The sequence below is a fragment of the Sphingobacterium lactis genome, from assembly GCF_051951495.1.
Taxonomy (GTDB): domain Bacteria; phylum Bacteroidota; class Bacteroidia; order Sphingobacteriales; family Sphingobacteriaceae; genus Sphingobacterium; species Sphingobacterium lactis_A.
This window is the reverse complement of the sequence record NZ_JBNHAS010000001.1, coordinates 694,292-712,208: the sequence shown is the minus strand read 5'-3', so window position 1 is coordinate 712,208 and position 17,917 is coordinate 694,292. Positions and strand designations below refer to the sequence as shown.

At 35.9% G+C, this 17,917-nt stretch carries 15 protein-coding genes; 10 read left to right on the top strand and 5 right to left on the bottom strand.

Going from position 1 to position 17,917, the window contains the following annotated elements:
- Positions 1-133: 133 nt before the first annotated feature.
- The 7 genes from ACP6L2_RS02960 (at position 134) to ACP6L2_RS02930 (ending at position 9,959) form a co-directional block, all read left to right on the top strand.
- Positions 134-1,297 (top strand): FecR family protein, encoded by a 1,164-nt coding sequence (locus tag ACP6L2_RS02960; protein WP_440507808.1) that lies wholly within the window; start codon positions 134-136, stop codon positions 1,295-1,297.
- Between the two features lie 106 nt (positions 1,298-1,403).
- A complete protein-coding gene (locus ACP6L2_RS02955) occupies positions 1,404-5,048 on the top strand; it encodes a SusC/RagA family TonB-linked outer membrane protein (protein ID WP_440507807.1) in 3,645 nt (1,214 codons plus the stop codon).
- Between the two features lie 11 nt (positions 5,049-5,059).
- On the top strand, positions 5,060-6,532 hold the full coding sequence (locus ACP6L2_RS02950) for a RagB/SusD family nutrient uptake outer membrane protein (RefSeq protein ID WP_440507806.1): 1,473 nt from the start codon (positions 5,060-5,062) through the stop codon (positions 6,530-6,532).
- Between the two features lie 24 nt (positions 6,533-6,556).
- Positions 6,557-7,417 (top strand): substrate import-associated zinc metallohydrolase lipoprotein, encoded by an 861-nt coding sequence (locus ACP6L2_RS02945; protein WP_440507805.1) that lies wholly within the window; start codon positions 6,557-6,559, stop codon positions 7,415-7,417.
- On the top strand, positions 7,414-8,667 hold the full coding sequence (locus tag ACP6L2_RS02940; protein ID WP_440507804.1) for a DUF4302 domain-containing protein: 1,254 nt from the start codon (positions 7,414-7,416) through the stop codon (positions 8,665-8,667). The genes ACP6L2_RS02945 and ACP6L2_RS02940 overlap by 4 nt, the downstream gene beginning before the upstream one ends.
- Positions 8,668-8,678: 11 nt before the next feature.
- Entirely contained in the window at positions 8,679-9,425 is a 747-nt protein-coding gene (locus ACP6L2_RS02935) for a DUF4302 domain-containing protein (protein WP_440507803.1), read from the top strand.
- 192 nt (positions 9,426-9,617) lie between these two features.
- Complete coding sequence (locus ACP6L2_RS02930) at positions 9,618-9,959, top strand: hypothetical protein (RefSeq protein WP_440507802.1); 342 nt, start codon at positions 9,618-9,620, stop codon at positions 9,957-9,959.
- Between the two features lie 46 nt (positions 9,960-10,005).
- On the opposite strand, the gene ACP6L2_RS02925 is transcribed toward ACP6L2_RS02930, so the two are convergent.
- From ACP6L2_RS02925 to ACP6L2_RS02915, 3 genes are all read right to left on the bottom strand, one after another.
- Positions 10,006-11,088, bottom strand: a complete 1,083-nt coding sequence (locus tag ACP6L2_RS02925) for an acyl-CoA dehydrogenase (protein WP_440507801.1) — start codon at positions 11,086-11,088, stop codon at positions 10,006-10,008.
- 1 nt (position 11,089) lies between these two features.
- Positions 11,090-11,698: a nicotinamide riboside transporter PnuC gene (pnuC, locus tag ACP6L2_RS02920; RefSeq protein WP_440507800.1), complete on the bottom strand. Its 609-nt coding sequence runs from the start codon at positions 11,696-11,698 to the stop codon at positions 11,090-11,092.
- A gap of 175 nt (positions 11,699-11,873) precedes the next feature.
- On the bottom strand, positions 11,874-13,370 hold the full coding sequence (locus ACP6L2_RS02915; protein WP_440507799.1) for a malate:quinone oxidoreductase: 1,497 nt from the start codon (positions 13,368-13,370) through the stop codon (positions 11,874-11,876).
- Between the two features lie 237 nt (positions 13,371-13,607).
- On the opposite strand from ACP6L2_RS02915, the gene fabG reads away from it, so the two are divergent.
- Complete coding sequence (fabG, locus tag ACP6L2_RS02910) at positions 13,608-14,351, top strand: 3-oxoacyl-[acyl-carrier-protein] reductase (protein ID WP_440507798.1); 744 nt, start codon at positions 13,608-13,610, stop codon at positions 14,349-14,351.
- Positions 14,352-14,463: 112 nt separating this feature from the next.
- Here the strand turns inward: fabG and ACP6L2_RS02905 are convergent, their stop codons facing one another.
- Complete coding sequence (locus tag ACP6L2_RS02905) at positions 14,464-14,832, bottom strand: winged helix-turn-helix transcriptional regulator (protein ID WP_440507797.1); 369 nt, start codon at positions 14,830-14,832, stop codon at positions 14,464-14,466.
- Positions 14,833-14,938: 106 nt separating this feature from the next.
- Here ACP6L2_RS02905 and ACP6L2_RS02900 point away from each other — a divergent pair, with 106 nt between their 5' ends.
- Complete coding sequence (locus ACP6L2_RS02900; protein WP_440507796.1) at positions 14,939-15,895, top strand: alpha/beta hydrolase; 957 nt, start codon at positions 14,939-14,941, stop codon at positions 15,893-15,895.
- Positions 15,896-15,996: 101 nt separating this feature from the next.
- Complete coding sequence (locus ACP6L2_RS02895) at positions 15,997-16,977, top strand: acyl transferase (protein WP_440507795.1); 981 nt, start codon at positions 15,997-15,999, stop codon at positions 16,975-16,977.
- Between the two features lie 3 nt (positions 16,978-16,980).
- On the opposite strand, the gene ypfJ is transcribed toward ACP6L2_RS02895, so the two are convergent.
- Positions 16,981-17,847 (bottom strand): KPN_02809 family neutral zinc metallopeptidase, encoded by an 867-nt coding sequence (gene ypfJ, locus ACP6L2_RS02890; RefSeq protein ID WP_344676076.1) that lies wholly within the window; start codon positions 17,845-17,847, stop codon positions 16,981-16,983.
- Positions 17,848-17,917: the final 70 nt, after the last annotated feature.

Genomic DNA, 17,917 nt, shown 5'->3' with positions numbered 1-17,917 from the left:
TAGTTTAAGTTTTTAATGAACTCTTCCGACAATCAAAAGCCTTATCTATCTATTGTACAATAAATTATACAAATAAAAATATTTTCATGTTTCTTGTCACCCAAATGAACATACAAGTTTTCTAATGTATGTTATGAACCCAAAGACCAATTATATTGCTAAAATTATTTCTAAAATTCTTTCTGGTGATTTATCAGAAAAAGAGGAAAAAATATTGCAAGATTGGTTATCGGAAGACCCGAAGCATGAGGATATTTTAAAAAGAGTGTTGAATGCTGAAAGGTTACAATCGGATTTAAATCTATTAAAGGAATTTGATGCCGCTAAGAATTGGGATAAAATTAATTATTGGGAGAAAAAACCATTAGCCATTAAAGGGTTTATTGTAAAGTTAGCGATAGCTGCCTGCACGCTTATTTTTCTTTATTTTCTGCAAAATTTTCTTGGAGAAAAAAGCCGTACGGAACAGCATTCTCTGGCCATGCAGATCCATGAACATTTTCAAAAGAAAGAACCAAAAATTTATGCTGCCCAAGAAGGAGCAGTCTTAAGAATGTTCAATGGTCAAAAAATCAATTTGAAAAAACCTATTGACATATCGAGCGAAGGTCAAATAATAAATGAAGGTAAATATAAATTGGCTCAACTCCCCTCCTCCGATAAGTTGTTTTATAATTTTATATCGGTTCCCAAAGCCCAATATTATAGTTTTCAATTTGCTGATGGCACAAAAGTTTGGTTAAATTCCAACTCGAACATCAAATTCCCAAGTCGCTTTGCCAATAATGAACGTAAGGTTATCCTATATGGGGAAGCTTATTTTGAGGTAAGTCCTGATAAAAATCGTCCTTTTATTATAGGCACTGAGAAAGGGAATATCCGAGTATTGGGCACCAAATTCAATGTACGAACCTATGGTGAGAAAATGGTCAGCAGCTTATTTGAAGGTTCTATACAACTAGAATTTGGTACAATAACTCATTTATTACGTCCATCGCAACAAGGTATAATGGGTAAAGATGGCTTTCAAATCCAATCAGCAAACTTCAAGAAAGATCTCGCCTGGAAGAATCAGCTATTTTATTTTCAAAATGATAAGCTTAAGCATATTCTCGAGGAATTAGAGAATTGGTATGGCATTCAGGTACATGGATGGGATATCCTGGAGGACCAGGATACCTATAGTGGTGAAATATCACGAAAAATCTCTTTACAGGAATTTCTCTCCTTGATTACATATACCAGTGATCTAGAATTCAAATTGGATAATCAGGATCTAACTATCAGGAGAAAATAGTATTTCCTTTTAAGGATAAAAATAATAATTGAAGAGGTGTTTGCCCACCTCTTCGATCTAAACAAATAAGTTAACCGTTTATAAATTAACCAATTAAAACAAATATATGAATAATCTTTTTTTCAGTAAAGAGTTGAAGTTGTATTGGCTAATACGCTTCATCCAATTCTTAAAAATCATGAAGTTAACAACCTTGATTATGATTATTGGTTTATCAGCATGTTTTGCAAATAGCAAAGCCCAAAAGATAAACCTGAACATGCAAAATGCGGCATTGCTTGAGGTACTAAATGAAATTAGTAAGCAAACAGATGTTAAGTTTTTCTATAAAGATCAAATCATTGAGAAGTTTCGGGTTTCTGAAATTCATGTAGAAGATGCCACATTAACCGAAACCTTAGGCAAACTGCTTCCTGGAAACAACCTGGAATACCGCATTTTGGCTGATGTAGTAAGTATCACCGCATCTACAAGACAAGAAATACAAATTCAAGGAACTATCAAGGATGCAAGTGGAACTGCTTTACAAGGGGCATCAATTCTCGTACTGGGTACAAACCGCAGCACCCTGAGTGATAAAGATGGTAAGTTTACGATTATGGCCAATGCAAATGCCACCTTACAGATTAAATTTCTAGGATATAAAAGCCAGGAAATTAAGATTGCTGGAAGAAAAACCATCACCATTACCTTAGATCGAGATACCAAAGAAATTGAAGCTGTTGATGTGGTAGTAACCGGTTACCAAGAAATTGATCGCCGGAAATTCACAGGCGCCAGTACAAAGATAAAAGCGGAGGATGCACAGCGTTTTGGTGTGCCCGATGTTTCGAGGATGTTAGAGGGGCAAGTTTCTGGGGTTTCTGTACAGAATGTTTCTGGTACATTTGGCGCTGCGCCAAAGATTCGTGTACGGGGTGCCACGTCCATTACGGGTGATAATAAACCCCTATGGGTAATCGATGGTATACCTTTGGAAGATGTGGTCAATATCTCCAATGACCAGCTCTCAACAGGTGATGCCAATACCTTATTGGGATCCTCTGTCGCTGGGATTAACCCAGATGATATAGAAAGCTTCGAAATCCTGAAAGATGCAGCTGCGACTTCTTTATATGGCGCTAGAGCCATGAATGGTGTGATTATTATCACGACTAAAAAAGGTAAAGCAGGAACTCAGGCGGTCAATTATGTGGGAAATTACACCACCTATTTAAAACCAAGTTATTCTCAGTTTGATATCATAAACTCTTATGACCAGATGTCTATCTATGCAGAGATTGCTCGTAAGGGAGCAATTGATTATGCTTTAATCAAGAACAATCAGAATTCTGGTATTTATGGTAATTTATCGAGAGCATTGACCACATGGAATGAAGACGGTACACCATTGGTGGAGAATACTCCAGAAGGTCGAGAAGCTTTTCTAAAGCGGTATGTTTATCAAAATACAGACTGGTTTGATGAGCTTTTCAACAATTCATTTATGCAGGAACACTCTTTAAGTTTCTCCAATGGTAATGAACGGGTACAGAATTACTATTCTACTTCCTTCTTAAAAGACAATGGTTGGGCAAGCAGCAATGCTGTACAACGTTATACAGCCAATATCAGGGGGAACTATAAGCTTAGTGATCGTCTTTCTGTAGGTCTATTAACCACAGGTTCTATTCGAGATCAACGAGCTCCGGGTACATTAGGACAAGACAGCAACCCTGTTACGGGTGTGGTTTCTAGGGATTTTGATATTAATCCATTCTCCTATGCAATGAATACTTCAAGGGTTATTGCACCATATGACGAAAAGGGAAACTTGGAATATGTAACCATGAATTTTGCTCCGTTTAATATTCATGATGAACTAAATAAAAATTACATGGACCTAAAGATGTTGGATCTGAAGGTTCAAGGTGAGGTTAATTATAAACTTCCATTAGGGTTTAAATTTAATGCCATTGGAGCATATCGTTATGCGAATACAGGCAATGAGCACAAGATTTATGAAAGTTCCAACTTGGCTAATGCCTATCGAGCAGGTACAAAATATGGCGTGACAGGATATGATAATAATATCATTGCGGAATCAAATCGTTTCCTATATCGTAATCCAGATAATCCAGATGTACCACCTATAACCGTTTTGCCACATGGAGGAATGTATATCACGAACGAAAACAACTTGAAAAGTTATTATCAGCGTAATAGTTTGACTTGGGATAAGACATTCAACAAGCACTATATTACTGGTTTTGCTATTCAAGAGTTACGGTTTTTAGACCGAATGTCGAAACAATCTACTGGATACGGTTTTCAGTTTAACAAGGGTGGAGTACCATTTATAGACCCTAACATCATTAAGATGAATGTTGAAGGAAGCTTCCCTTACTACAACATGCAGGTGTTCAGAGACCGATACATTGCATTTGCTGGAAATAGCACCTACTCCTATGCTGGTAAATATCAAATGACGGGAACAATACGGTATGATGGTTCAAATCAGTTAGGTCGAAGTCGAGTGGCAAGATGGTTACCAACTTGGAACTTATCTGGATCATGGAATATTGATCAAGAGCCTTTTTTCCAAAAACAATCTTTCTTTAATACGCTTACGCTTCGTGGTACATATGGTCTTACAGCGAGTATGGGTCCTGCAAGTAATGCAAGTTTAGTACTACGATCAGGAAATGTAAACAGACCTTTCTTAATTGATCAGGAACCTGTTATCAATATTGAATTTCTAGAAAACCGTGATTTAACTTGGGAAAAACAATATGAGACAAATATTGGATTGGATATGCAATTTCATAATCGCCGATTCCAAATTATTGTGGACTTATACAACCGCCAAGGATTTGACCTTATTGGTCCAATGCGGATTTCGGGAATTGGTGGTGAATCAATCAAATATGCCAATTATGCCAATATGGATTCCAAAGGTATTGAGGTTCTCTTAAAAGCGAATGTCTTTCAAAGGAAAGATTGGTCATGGAGAACGCAATTAACCAATGCTTACAATAACACCATTATTACTTCTATTAGGAATGAGCCTAATATTTGGAATTTAGTAAGCAATGTAGGTGCAGCAAAGGTAGGTTATCCGCACAGAGGTTTGTTTTCCATTGATTTTCAGAAATTGAATGAATTAAACGGAACCCCAATTTATGTAAATGAAGAAGGAAAAATTTCGGATAATATTTTCCTCCAAAGTGTCCAAACTAATTATTTACAATATGAAGGTCCTGTAGACCCTACCTTCAATGGCGGTTTCTACAATCAATTTAATTATAAAAACTTGAGTGCCTCTATCCTATTTACCTATAGTGCAGGAAATCGAGTTCGTATGAATCCAATCTACAAGAATCTCTATACAGAGCTTGATGCCATGTCTTATGATTTTTTAGAGCGATTCTTATTGCCCTATGAAAACTTATCACCATCCATTGCAACGGTACGTACGGACTCAAGAATTGCCGGTAATCAAGTTTATAATGCCTACAATTACTCCAATACTCGAGTAGCTAACGGTGCCTTTGTTCGATTAAAACAAATAACCTTAGCCTATAACCTTCCAAAGCAATTATTGGCCAATTGGAAGATCAGAGATGCATCGCTTAACCTGGTTGGAAACAACTTATTCTTATTGTATGCTGACCCCAAATTAAATGGTCAAGATCCTGAGTTTTATGGGTCTGGTGGTGTTGCATTGCCAATACCTAAACAATTTACGGTCTCCTTAAAACTTGGTTTATAAAAGAAAAAATCATGAAAAGAAAACTAAATATCATTATAATTCTCACCCTTTTTCTGAGTAGTTGTTCCAAATTTTTGGAGACCTCTCCAGACCAACGAGCAGAATTGGACACCCCGGAAAAAATTGCTGAATTAATTACGAGTGCCTATCCGCAGGCAAATTATATTCCTTTTATGGAGGCGGCATCAGATAATGCTGGTGACAAGGGAGCTGGACGATCATCTAATGATCCGCTGAATATGAATCCTTGGAAATACATGGACATCGATTCTAGAGACTTGGACTCTCCAACTTTTTATTGGTATCAAGCCTATAAAGCTATTGCTGCAGCTAACCACGCACTCCAGGCAATTGAAAGATTAGGATTAAATGCCCAAACACGACCTTTAAAAGGCGAAGCTTTAATAGCAAGAGCCTATGCCCATCATATGCTAATCATCCTCTTTTCTAAGAGTTATAATCCCAGCAGTGCAGGTACGGATCCAGGAATACCCTATGTTACAGTTCCTGAACATGAAGTATTGAAAAAATACGAGAGAAAGACGGTACAATATGTATATGAAATGATTGAGAAAGATATAGTTGAAGGCATTCCCTTGCTAGACGACAGCCGATTAAAGGTTCCTAAATTTCATTTTACAAAGTCTGCAGCCCATGCCTTTGCCGCCAGGTTCTACTTATTCAAACAAGACTTTAAGAAGTCTGCAGAACATGCTGAGGCAAGTCTAGGAAATGATTTAAAGATTTATATCCGTCCAATAAATAGTCCTGCGCTAATTCAGATGGAGTACTTCACTAAACAACAATGGTATACTGGCCCCAACAATCCATCCAATCTTTTAGTGGTAGAAGTTCCAACCGTATGGGGAAGAACCTATCCCGGTAACCGTTATGGTATGACCTTTAAAATTTACAATGATTTATTTCTAAAAGGTAATATTACCTCCGGTATCTATAATTACAGTTTTTTTGGAGGATCAGACTTGGTATTACATACTCCAAAGTTCAAAGAACATTTCGTAACCTCATCAGTAAACTCCACCTATGGTGTTCCATATAATATGTTGCCCATTCTGACGGTAGATGAATTGTTGTTAAACTGGGTGGAAGCATTAGCAGAACTGGGACAATATGATAAGGCTATTGGATTATTAAACGACTTCATTAGTCATAAGGTCGTATTTGATAATTACACTACGGTCTATGTCCCTGAGCTGCACAATCTACATCCTTCAAAAATAAATGTTTATTACGGAAGTCAGGATTTAAGAGAAAACATCATTAAAACAGCGTTAGACTTCAAACGTGTAGAATTCATTTTTGAGGGCTTACGCTGGCTCGATATTGTACGGAAGAACATCGTAGTTGAACATGTTTCATTTGATGAAAAGGAAACCTTTTATTTAGAATCCAATAGTTTAAAAAGAATGTTTCAGCTTCCCCCAGAAGTAATTTCATCAGGAATACAGCCAAATCCAAGATAATAAACCTTAATAAAACCAAGAAAAATGAAACAATTCAAAATTATACCCCTATTCTTATTGGCTATTTTCTTTTGCCAATGTAAACAAGAAAATGTACTACCAAATGAGCCTATTGTAAACTTAGGAGGCGAAAACTGGACCAAATCGAACTTAGATAAATTAATATTTGAAAACTTCACCAAACCCTATAATATCGAAGTAAAATACAAATGGAATCCATATGAAACCAATTATAATCGAACATTAGTTCCACCTTCAGAAAGCCAAGTAGTACCAGTATTAAGGGCCATTTACGAAGCCTGGATGCTGCCATTTGAAAAATTGGGCGGAAAGACTTTCTTAAAGGAAAATCCTATTTCCAAATTTGTACTTGTCGGCAGTCCTGAATATCAAACTGATGGAACTATAATTTTGGGTACTGCCGAAGGGGGTACCAAGGTTACCATTAATAATGTAAATGAGTTTTTATTAGATAATGAACCATCTCTAGTAGGAATGTTAAGTATTATTCATCATGAATATACACATATCCTCAATCAAACAACTGTTTATCCGGTAGCTTGGCAACAGATTAGTAACCGCTGGTATACACCAACCTGGTTCAATACCGATCAGACGGCTGCAAACCGACAAGGCTTAATAACACCTTATGCAAAAGCATCTGCCAAAGAAGATTTTGCTGAAACAGTTGCTTTTTTATTGGTTCGTGGTCAAGACACTTATGATTGGGTAAAAGATCAATATCCAGATGCAGCACCCATATTTAAATTAAAGCAAGACATCGTTGAAAAATATTTCAAAGATGCCTTTGGTATTAATTTCAAAGATCTACAACGCGAAGTTCAACAAGCACTTTCCAACCTTTTTTTCTCTTCTAGATTATGAAAACAGGCCTAATATTATATTTAGCTATATTTCTATTAGCTTTTAGCTCTTGTAAGAAGCAAGATTTTTCAGGAATACGTCCTGACAAACGATTAATTGAACTAAAAAATGAATACACCAAAATATTAACAGAATCAAAAAATGGTTGGATAGGTTATCTCTATCCAAGAGGTGGGAATGGTTATACCTTTAAATTCAAATTTGATGTAAACAACCGTGTAAAAACATTGGCTACCGTAGATAGAGAATATGGAGAAAAAGAATTTGATAGTTCCTACCGTATTGAGATGGATCAGCTCCCTACATTAATGTTTGACACCTACTCTTCTTTACATATCATAGCAGACCCTGATGGAAATGCTTCAGCATCAGATTTTGAATTTTCTATATTAAAAATCCAGAACGATACGATAAGATTGCGTGGAAATCATAATGAGAGTGAATTATTATTGGTAAAAGCAGGCGATAACCAAGGAGATGACTTTATACAAAAGGCCTTTGCTGTTGAGGATCAAATTATCAGCTTAAATCAATTCAGCAATTACTATAAGAAAATCACCATTAACAATGAGGTATTTAGCTTCAATTTGAACCCAATAATTAATGTGGTTTCATTTAGTAATATGGTTGATGGGAAATTCAAATTCTACCATTCAAGCTACGTGTTAACAGACAATGGAATTAGATTACAGACGCCTATCGAGTTAAATGGTCATTCTATACGGGAAATGAACAATTTAAATTTCCAAAAAACGCAAGGCATAGGCAACCTACTCATCAATAAGGAAATGAACATTAAAGTAGAAAGTATAGATAAACCGCTCTATTTAGACAAGGAAGCGCCAAGGAGAATGCATATGGACCGTAAATCCTATTTTTCTCATACAGGATTAACTATTAATGGGGTGTTCGATGCTTTGGAATTGAAAAAGATGCCAAGTTTTGTTGGAGTTCTATTTGTACCACGTGTTACATTGACCAATTTGGATGGAAGTTATATCATTTACTATGCTGGAGAACGATATGTTGGACCACAGTTCAACAGTTTTTATAAAGATGATGGAAAGATCAATTTTGTTCCCTACGAACTCATGACAGGATTTAATCCTGGGCCAAATCACCTGGCTAGAGTTCAAGAGTTCATCAGGCTGTGGTTTATTGAAGGTGGGTATTATGTGGTTCAAACAGCTGCAAGAAGTTACGATTTAGTCAGTGTTGCAAACCCGAAACTGTGGATTAGATTTAATTAAACCGATACAAAATGAAAAGATTATATTATATCATACCGCTTATATCCTTCCTTTTCTTTAGCTGTAGTAGGGAAGATTTTAAGGTGTTCGAAGTAGAAGATGTTTGGGGTTCAGAGACCGCACAATTAGATCTTCTTGTAAGTAATTTTCAAAAGAATAAATTTTGGGAAGTTGTAGTTCAAGATGGTCACAATAAATCAGCACATTATGGATTCTTAAATATCAATGAGGCCTCATCTGCAGATTTCATGACAGATTTCTCACCACTTTATTCGAGTTTTTCGAAAACTAACTTTCAGCTGAGGGCATTTAACAGATCGGCTATTATCAACTTCCCTAAGGAATCTAAATTTGCAAAGATGTCCCAAGATGCTGTCTATATCGACACCACCTTTGCTTTAAATAAAATTGTCAAAGACACTTTATTTTTTCTGGGCACATTAAAAAAATCCACTTTAAAATTGATTCCTAGTTCCAATGAAAAGTATAATGCATTAAAGCAGCATAAAATAAAGGAAACTAAGGCGTCAATGGACAAGATTTTTGAAATGCCGAGGTACTTTTTTAGGATTCATAAGGGAGCACAGTCTTTTGAAATCAGCCGTGATACAGTCCTTAAGACCATAAACTTCTATTATGAGGAGAACGATAAGGTCATCACTAAATTTGTTCAGTATTACTATGATGCAGATGGTTTGGTGTTTTTAGATCCTGTAAGGATTAATGGAACTGTATTTGACAAAATAAAGGTGAAATAAGTTGGGACATCATCAGCAGAATTTCAAGATAATATTCGTATTACGAATGAGGCAGAACCTTTAGTTTATGATAAGGTAATTGCACGATCTTTTAACAATAATGTTCATGGTTCCGGATGGGGTTCTAGAGACGGTTTCTCAACCAGGCAACAAACTGGTATTGGTGATGTTTATAAAATTCGAGAATACTTGATGGTTTCCATATTCCCTGTATTCATAAATGAAGACAACCCACCTGTAATTCATGGTCTTTTTGGCTTTGTATTGTTAAATGGTGGTATTTCACCAGGAATCGAGTTCCCTCTGGTAGAATTTACCGATGAAGGTTTATTGACCTTTACGGTTTATCATATGGACTCCTATTATGGTCCAGATATACAGATTAAGAAATCGAAGGAATTCCTAAGACCAATGTTTTATAATGAGAAAGGTTTTTATGTTTTGCAAAGAAATAATGAAATGGTTCTAGTTGATGCAAGAGATGCGCTTACCTGGATACATTTAAGGCCGATATACCTATCATACGACCAATAATATTAATGATAAATTGGGAGATCTTAAGAATTGATCTCCCAATCTTTTAATATCTATTCAACAAACTGTGTTGACTAGCTGTAAGTAAATTCCGAAGGACTATGTTTAATTGTTCTTCCTTTTGCGCTGCTGATATACCACCTATTGGAAGAAGTTCTGCCGTTTTCAATCGTATCCATTTTACATGGTCTCTTGCTTTCTCAGCAACTTTAGACAATAGATTATCTTCCACTTTAGCTTGACTAGTTTTTACTTGCTCCCATATATCCAAGGCAAAATCCGTCAATAAATTGGTTCTCTCTTTATTTTCCGAAATCAATTGATCCAAAAACATAAACGTATCTCCGATTTCCTCTTCATTAACATTTGGATTTCCAGCTTTTTGAAATAGCTTACGATGGATTAAATCACAAAATCTATCAAACATTCCAATGTAATTCATAGCTAAGGTGAGTTCTGCAAAACACATAAATGGAATTTCAAACAGAGGACTAAATACTGTTTTAGTCTCAGGCTTTAATTCAAATGAGAAATTTTGCGGAACCTTGATTCGATCTATAGAAAAAGAATGCGAAGCGGTGCACTCTAAACCAAAAGTATCCCAATCGTAATGCACGAGAACCTGATCCTTTGGAACTAGAAATGAACGGATGATTTTCTCTCCTTTATCATCTAACTTGGCTTTTTCTCCTTCCCAGATTTCAGCATTTAATGTAAAATAATTTAGGTGTGGAGCACCTGTTGCATATTTCCAGAAACCTGAGATTTCGTAGTTCTCACCATCCCATTTGGCTTTACCCGAAGCAGCACCACTACCACCAAGACAGATCTTAGGGTTTTGCCAAATTTGAGTAGCTAATTCTGGATCTAAAAATCCGGCAAACATATTTGCTCCGGCACATAAGGTAACTGTCCAAGCTAATCCACCGTCCTCATAAGCAAGATCCTTTATAAAGTATAAACCATCTAGGAAATCTACTTCCAAACCATTCAGATTTTTAGGAACCCACATATTGAACCAGTTTTCGGTATAAATCAGCTCCAAATGTTCTTTTGTAAGTTGTTTCTGCTTAATACCGTCAGCTTGCAGGTCCTTTATAGTTTGAATATTTTTTTCAGATAAAAACATGTTAGGTTGATTTTGGATTCAACATCAATTTCTTCCATTTGAAATAGCCAAAAATGGCAACAATAAATAGAAATACAGTCAATGCTGAAAATAGGTATAGATTTTTATGAGCTAAAAGCGGTATAGCAAATAGGTTACTGATATTTAGTAATATCCAATTTTCAATTTTCCGTTTGGCAAGTAACCACATACCCGCCCATGCCGTTGCAGTAACCCATGCATCCCAAAGGGGTACATCAGAATCGGTTATCTGTTTTAATAAAAACGAGAAAACAAGAAAGCCACCTATTACTATACTTAATACAATTGTCCAGTCTTTTTTATTACAAGTGCTAATAGGTTGTTCTTTAGCTTCCTTATTGTGCAACCAATACCACCAGCCATAAATACTCATCAAAAGATAATATCCCTGAAGAGCAATTTCTGCATATAGTTTTGCCCCAAAAAGCACATACATTCCAGACAGTATACCCAATATCCCAAAGAAATAATTGGAAACCTTATTGTTTTTAGATAGTAGAACTTGAATAATACCACAAACAACAGAGAAACGTTCTAACCAAGAAGTTTGTATTAAGGCGTTAAGGATATTTTGCAGGATATCATCCATGATTTTTAATAATAAGGCTAAGGGAATGCCAAGATCATGGATATTTTAATTTTCCTCCGCCAGCATTACCTGGGTCAGGTTCATTCTGTAAAGCCTACAGAAAAGGGTATAATCTCAGCCTTATTATGTCCCGCTGTACGCGGGACACATAAGCACCCCAAAATATTGTTGTTGATTATTTATCTAACTGTAGGATTCTCGAAGTACGTTCGCGAGTAGACTTACACAGTTCTTCGTTATCATTTAAGCGCTGTCCCCATGAAGGAATCATTTCACGCAGGCGACGGCGGTAATCTTCTGATTTAGCGCGCTCAGGGAAACAACGTTTCAATAGATTAATCATAATAGCTACTGAAGTTGAAGCACCTGGAGATGCACCTAAAAGAGCTGCAATAGATCCATCAGCTGAGGATACAACCTCAGTACCGAATTCTAATATACCTCCATGTTTAGGGTCCTTCTTAATTACCTGAACACGTTGACCGGCTTTTTCAATTTGCCAATCTTCCATTTTAGCAGTAGGCATAAATTGCTTCAGCGCATCTAGTTTATCTTGAGGTTTTTTCATTACCTCTGTAATCAAGTACTTCGTTAATGGAAGGTTATCCAATCCTGCTGACAACATCGGTCTGATATTGGATAATTTTATAGATGCAGGTAAGTCGAAATAAGATCCTTTTTTCAAAAACTTAGTAGAGAATCCAGCATATGGGCCAAACAACAAGGCTTGTTTTCCATCAATATAACGGGTATCCAAATGTGGAACAGACATTGGAGGAGCCCCTACTGAAGCTTTACCATACACTTTAGCATGGTGTTGTTTAATGATATCATCATTCACACAACGCAACCACTGTCCACCTACCGGGAAACCGCCATATCCTTTAGCCTCAGGAATACCAGATTTTTCTAACAATAAAAGGGAGTGACCACCAGCACCAATAAAAACAAAACGAGCTAAAATCTCTCTCTTCTCTCCTGTTTTCAAGTCTTTTACTTCTACTTCCCAACGACCATCATCTTCACGATCAATATCCTTAACTTCTTGGTTCAGCGATAGTTTAATATTATCCTTTCCATCCAAGTAAGTAATCAAATCTCTTGTTAATGCTCCGAAATTCACATCTGTACCAATTTCCATTTTGGTAGCAGCCATTGGCTCAGCAGCATCACGACCATTCATCATTAATGGTACCCATTCATTTAATAAAGATTTATCTTCAGTATAATCCATCCCTTTAAACAAATTGTTCTTTGTAAGGGTCTCAAAACGTGTTTTAAGGAATTGTACATCTTTTTCGCCAAATACTGCCGACATGTGAGGAACACGGCGGATAAAGTGACTTGGATTTTTGATGATGTTTTTCTCTACCAGGTAAGACCAAAATTGCTTAGAGACTTCATATTGTTCAGCAATATTAATTGCCTTATCAATTTTGACAGAGCCATCAGGTTGCTCTGGAGTATAGTTTAGTTCACAAAGTGCAGAGTGTCCAGTTCCGGCATTATTCCAAGCATCGGAGCTTTCTGCAGCTACTACATCAAGACGTTCAATGATCTCAATGTTTATGTCAGGACTTAATTCATTAATCAACGTTCCTAATGTTGCACTCATGATCCCACCACCAATTAAAACAACATCTACTTCCGTTTTTTTAGTCTTCTTACCCATGGTTTTTAAATGTGGTACAAAATTAATATTCAGATAATAGAGAAGCGAATAAATTTGTCAAAATCGTTTCAAATATTTGAGATTTTATCAATAATCACCACAATTTATTGCTTTCCTATTCGATTAAGCCAAAAATATTTAGTTTTTACATTTTCTATTACCTGACATTTTTTGTATTATGCAGTTTATTTTCCACTTTTGTGGATTCTAAAAATAGAGGTACATAAATTTAATCGTATGAAATTGTTAGCCGGAAAAACAGCCTTAATAACTGGGGCATCGAAGGGAATAGGTAGAAAAATCGCTGAAGTATTTGCACAGCATGGCGCAAATGTAGCTTTCACTTATCTTTCTTCGGTAGAAAAAGGACAAGCTTTAGAAAATGAACTTCAAGAATTTGGAACAAAAGTTAAAGGCTATCGTTCTGACGCTTCCAAGTTTGATGAGGCAGATAAATTAATAAATGATATCGTTGCTGATTTTGGCACTTTGGATATCGTGGTCAATAATGCGGGTATTACTAAAGATGGTTTATTAATGCGTATGACCGAAGAGAATTGGGATGATGTCATTAACATCAACTTAAAATCAATTTTCAATGTAAGTAAGGCAGCATCTAAAGTGATGATGAAGAACCGTAAAGGTAGTATCATCAACATGAGCTCTGTAGTAGGAGTCCAAGGAAATGCAGGTCAAGCGAATTATGCGGCTTCTAAAGCTGGTATCATTGGTTTCTCTAAATCATTGGCTAAGGAACTCGGTTCAAGAAATATCAGAACAAATGTTGTAGCTCCAGGCTTTATCCGCACGGAGATGACAGATGTCCTAGACCCTAAAGTGGTTGAAGGATGGGAAGCAGCTATTCCATTAAAACGTGCTGGTGAACCTGAGGATGTAGCAAATACATGTTTATTCTTAGCTTCGGATTTATCGGCATATATCACCGGTCAGGTAATTCCTGTTTGTGGTGGTATGTTGTAAGATTTACCATAAAAAGAATAAAAAGCGGAGATAATTTCAAAAATTATCTCCGCTTTTTGTTTATAGAAATCCTTCTATGCTAAGTAGCTTTTCGTAGAAAAAGCTTTTATCCTTATTTATTTAAATGCATTTTTTCTTTATGAATGTCTCCCCACTTTGCTAATTGTTCCATAATTGGTATTAATTGCCTACCAAGTTCTGAAAGCTCATATTCAACCCTAACAGGAACTTCAGCATAAACTGATCTTCTAATTAAGTGGTTTTCTTCCATTTTCTTTAATTGCAAAGTCAGCATACGTTCTGTAATATTTGGAATTCGATCTCTTAATTCAGAAAATCTCAACTTACCTTTTTTTAAATAATAACAAATCGATAAAATCCATTTTCCACTGATAAGGTTTATGGCATAGATTTCAGAACACTTACTTTCTAATACTTGATTATTCTCATTACTTGTTGAACTTTCTTTTATCTCACCCATACTTACAAATTTGTTCGCTTCCTACAATTATCTGTTTATTCTACTGCAGCTTATATTTCATATAAATTTACATCAAAGATTAATTTACCAAAGAAAATAATTGAGTATGAAGACATTTAATATCAATAAATCCTTAAAGAAAAGTTTAGATCGGGAGGCAAAAGCTTATGAATTGGATTCTTCTATCTTTCTTCATGATCCCACAAAAATTCAAGAAGAAAGGAAAGAATTTGTTTTAAATAATCCCTTTCCAATACCTGACACTATAGGTGTTCAAGATATATTTATTCCAAGTTCGAAAGAAGATTATTCTATTCGTTTACATGTTTATCAATCAAAGCAGTATAACCCAAACCATGTATTGTTGTATTTCCACGGTGGTGGATATGTTTTTGGACTGCCTGAACAAGTGGATGAACAGATGTTTTATTTAGCCGAAAAACTAGATGCTACAATTGTTTCGGTGGACTATAAACTGTCTCCACAATATAAATTCCCCGCTCCTATCAATGATGGGTTAGATGCCTTTAAATGGCTAATTGAAAAGGGTGAAGAAATATTAGGAATTAACCCTACTAATATTAGCTTATATGGTGGAAGTGCTGGAGGGCATTTAGCTGGTCTTGTAAGCCAATTAGCAAAAATAGAAGGCTACAAGCAAATAAAACATCAGTTTTTACTTTATCCAGTAATCAATTTCAGATTAGACACAAATTCCATGAATGATCAACTTGACGCACCATTATGGAATAAAACCTATGCTGAAATTTCAAAACAACACTTCTTTGGAAAAGAACAAATTAAGAAAGACTCTTGTTTAGCAGATCTAGACCAGTATAAAGAAATTCATCTATTACCAAGAACGACCCTAGTAGCTTGCGAATTTGATCCTTTAAGAGATGAAGCAATTAACTACGCCATCAAACTTTATAAGGCTGATGTACCTACCGAACTTTGGGTAGTACCTGGAGCAGTTCATATTTTTGATTTGTTTGAATCTGACTTAATAGAGCAGTTTTATAGTTTCCTTTTAAATCGATTAAAAAGTGGATTTACACAATAAGTATTTAAAGAATTCTAAATGCTTCGACAACTTCAATATTTGAAATAGAATAGCGTAAATTCCACTAAGTGGTCTGCATGCAAATTATGTATATTTGCCACATGGAATTAGCTGAACAAATATTCAATATCCAATCTGAGGAAGATTTTAATCAAGCAGCACTACAAGTTTTCCAATATCAAGCAAAAAATGTAGCTGTTTATAAGCAGTATTTAGATATTCTAAAAGTAGATAGTAATCGTATTCAGCATTATAGGCAAATTCCATTTATGCCAGTTCAGTTTTTTAAAACACAAGAAATCATTACTTCTGGTTTGGAAGCTGAAATTACATTTAGCAGTTCAGGAACAACGGGCATGGTCAATAGTCAGCACTTAGTTGCTGATAAGAAATGGTACGAGCGTAGTTTTCAACTGGCATTCGAACAATTCTATGGCGATGTAAAAGACATGGCTATTTTAGCGCTTCTCCCCTCTTATTTGGAACGATCGGGCTCATCCTTAATCTATATGGTCGATGATTTAATTAATCGATCTGAACAAGCAGAAAGTGGTTATTTCTTATATAACCATGATGAGCTTTACGATAGGCTTATGGAATTACAGGAAAAAGGAATAAAAACGGTGCTATTTGGAGTCACTTATGCTCTTTTAGATTTTGTTGAACAATTCAAAATATCTTTTCCAGAATTAATCGTCATGGAAACAGGTGGTATGAAAGGTAAAAGAAAAGAAATGATTCGTGAGGAACTGCACGATATATTAAGTCAAGGTTTTGGTGTGTCTAAAATCCATTCAGAATACGGAATGACGGAACTTTTATCTCAAGGCTATTCTAATGGAGATGGTCATTTCTTTACACCCAATTGGATGAAGGTGTTAATTCGCGACACCAATGATCCGTTGACTTTAATTGACCATAAAAAAACAGGAGCAATAAATGTCATTGATTTAGCCAACTATCACTCCTGTTCTTTTATAGCTACCCAAGATTTGGGTAAGTATCATGATGATGGATCTTTTGAGATTCTCGGACGTTTTGATAATTCCGATATCCGAGGATGTAATCTCTTAATCCAGTAATTTTTATTGTAAACTTGGATCGTTAAAGGTATTTCCAGCATTTACATCACCAGTTTCATAACCTTTTTTAAACCAATAAGCACGTTGTTCTGAAGTTCCGTGTGTAAAAGATTCCGGATGAGACTGACCAGTTGCTTGCTCCTGAATATGGTCATCTCCCACTGCAGCAGCTGCTCGCATACCTTCCATGATATCATCATAGGTTAATTTTACATCTGAATTTTCAGTGGCATAATGCGCCCAAACACCAGCATAAAAATCTGCTTGTAACTCTGTCATAACAGAAATTTTATTGTACTCCCTTTCGCTCATTTTTGAACGCATGGCATTGGTTTTATTCAACACACCAAATACATTTTGAATGTGGTGTCCAATTTCATGTGCAATTACGTATGCCAACGCGAACTCACCTTTAGCACCAAAGCGTTGAGACAATTCCTTATTAAAACTTAAGTCCAGGTATACTGTTTGGTCACCGGGACAATAGAATGGTCCAAATGCCTTCTGACCATATCCACATCCACCTGTTTCAGTTCCCTCACGATAAATAGCCATTTTAGCTGCAGGATAACTTTTGCCATTATTTTCAAATATTTTAGCCCATACATCTTCTGTACTGCCTAATATCACACTTGAAAATTCCATCAAACGATCTTCCTCTGGAGTAGACTCAACTGGTCCTTGTTCAGTTGCTGTACCTGGTCCTTGAGTTTGCATTTGATCAAGAATAGCTCCAGGGTCTCCACCCATAAAATAACTGATCAACAACACTATAACTCCTCCGATTCCACCTAGGGTAAGTTTCTGTCCACCAGACATACCTCTCCTGTCTTCAATATTACCGCTTCGGCGGCCGCCTTGCCATTTCATATTTCTTTTTCTTGTTTTAAGTTAACTGATTTTTTTCTATACAAATTCTTTGCCATAAGCAATTCTACAA

Coding starts and splice junctions, on each gene's coding strand:
- ACP6L2_RS02945 (WP_440507805.1), top strand. CDS start 6,557: ATGAAACAATTCAAAATTATACCCCTATTCTTATTGGCTATTTTCTTT.
- fabG (WP_440507798.1), top strand. CDS start 13,608: ATGAAATTGTTAGCCGGAAAAACAGCCTTAATAACTGGGGCATCGAAG.
- ACP6L2_RS02905 (WP_440507797.1), bottom strand. CDS start 14,832: ATGGGTGAGATAAAAGAAAGTTCAACAAGTAATGAGAATAATCAAGTA.
- pnuC (WP_440507800.1), bottom strand. CDS start 11,698: ATGGATGATATCCTGCAAAATATCCTTAACGCCTTAATACAAACTTCT.
- ACP6L2_RS02900 (WP_440507796.1), top strand. CDS start 14,939: ATGAAGACATTTAATATCAATAAATCCTTAAAGAAAAGTTTAGATCGG.
- ACP6L2_RS02935 (WP_440507803.1), top strand. CDS start 8,679: ATGAAAAGATTATATTATATCATACCGCTTATATCCTTCCTTTTCTTT.
- ACP6L2_RS02930 (WP_440507802.1), top strand. CDS start 9,618: ATGGTTTCCATATTCCCTGTATTCATAAATGAAGACAACCCACCTGTA.
- ACP6L2_RS02955 (WP_440507807.1), top strand. CDS start 1,404: ATGAATAATCTTTTTTTCAGTAAAGAGTTGAAGTTGTATTGGCTAATA.
- ACP6L2_RS02925 (WP_440507801.1), bottom strand. CDS start 11,088: ATGTTTTTATCTGAAAAAAATATTCAAACTATAAAGGACCTGCAAGCT.
- ACP6L2_RS02950 (WP_440507806.1), top strand. CDS start 5,060: ATGAAAAGAAAACTAAATATCATTATAATTCTCACCCTTTTTCTGAGT.
- ACP6L2_RS02895 (WP_440507795.1), top strand. CDS start 15,997: ATGGAATTAGCTGAACAAATATTCAATATCCAATCTGAGGAAGATTTT.
- ypfJ (WP_344676076.1), bottom strand. CDS start 17,847: ATGAAATGGCAAGGCGGCCGCCGAAGCGGTAATATTGAAGACAGGAGA.
- ACP6L2_RS02960 (WP_440507808.1), top strand. CDS start 134: ATGAACCCAAAGACCAATTATATTGCTAAAATTATTTCTAAAATTCTT.
- ACP6L2_RS02940 (WP_440507804.1), top strand. CDS start 7,414: ATGAAAACAGGCCTAATATTATATTTAGCTATATTTCTATTAGCTTTT.
- ACP6L2_RS02915 (WP_440507799.1), bottom strand. CDS start 13,370: ATGGGTAAGAAGACTAAAAAAACGGAAGTAGATGTTGTTTTAATTGGT.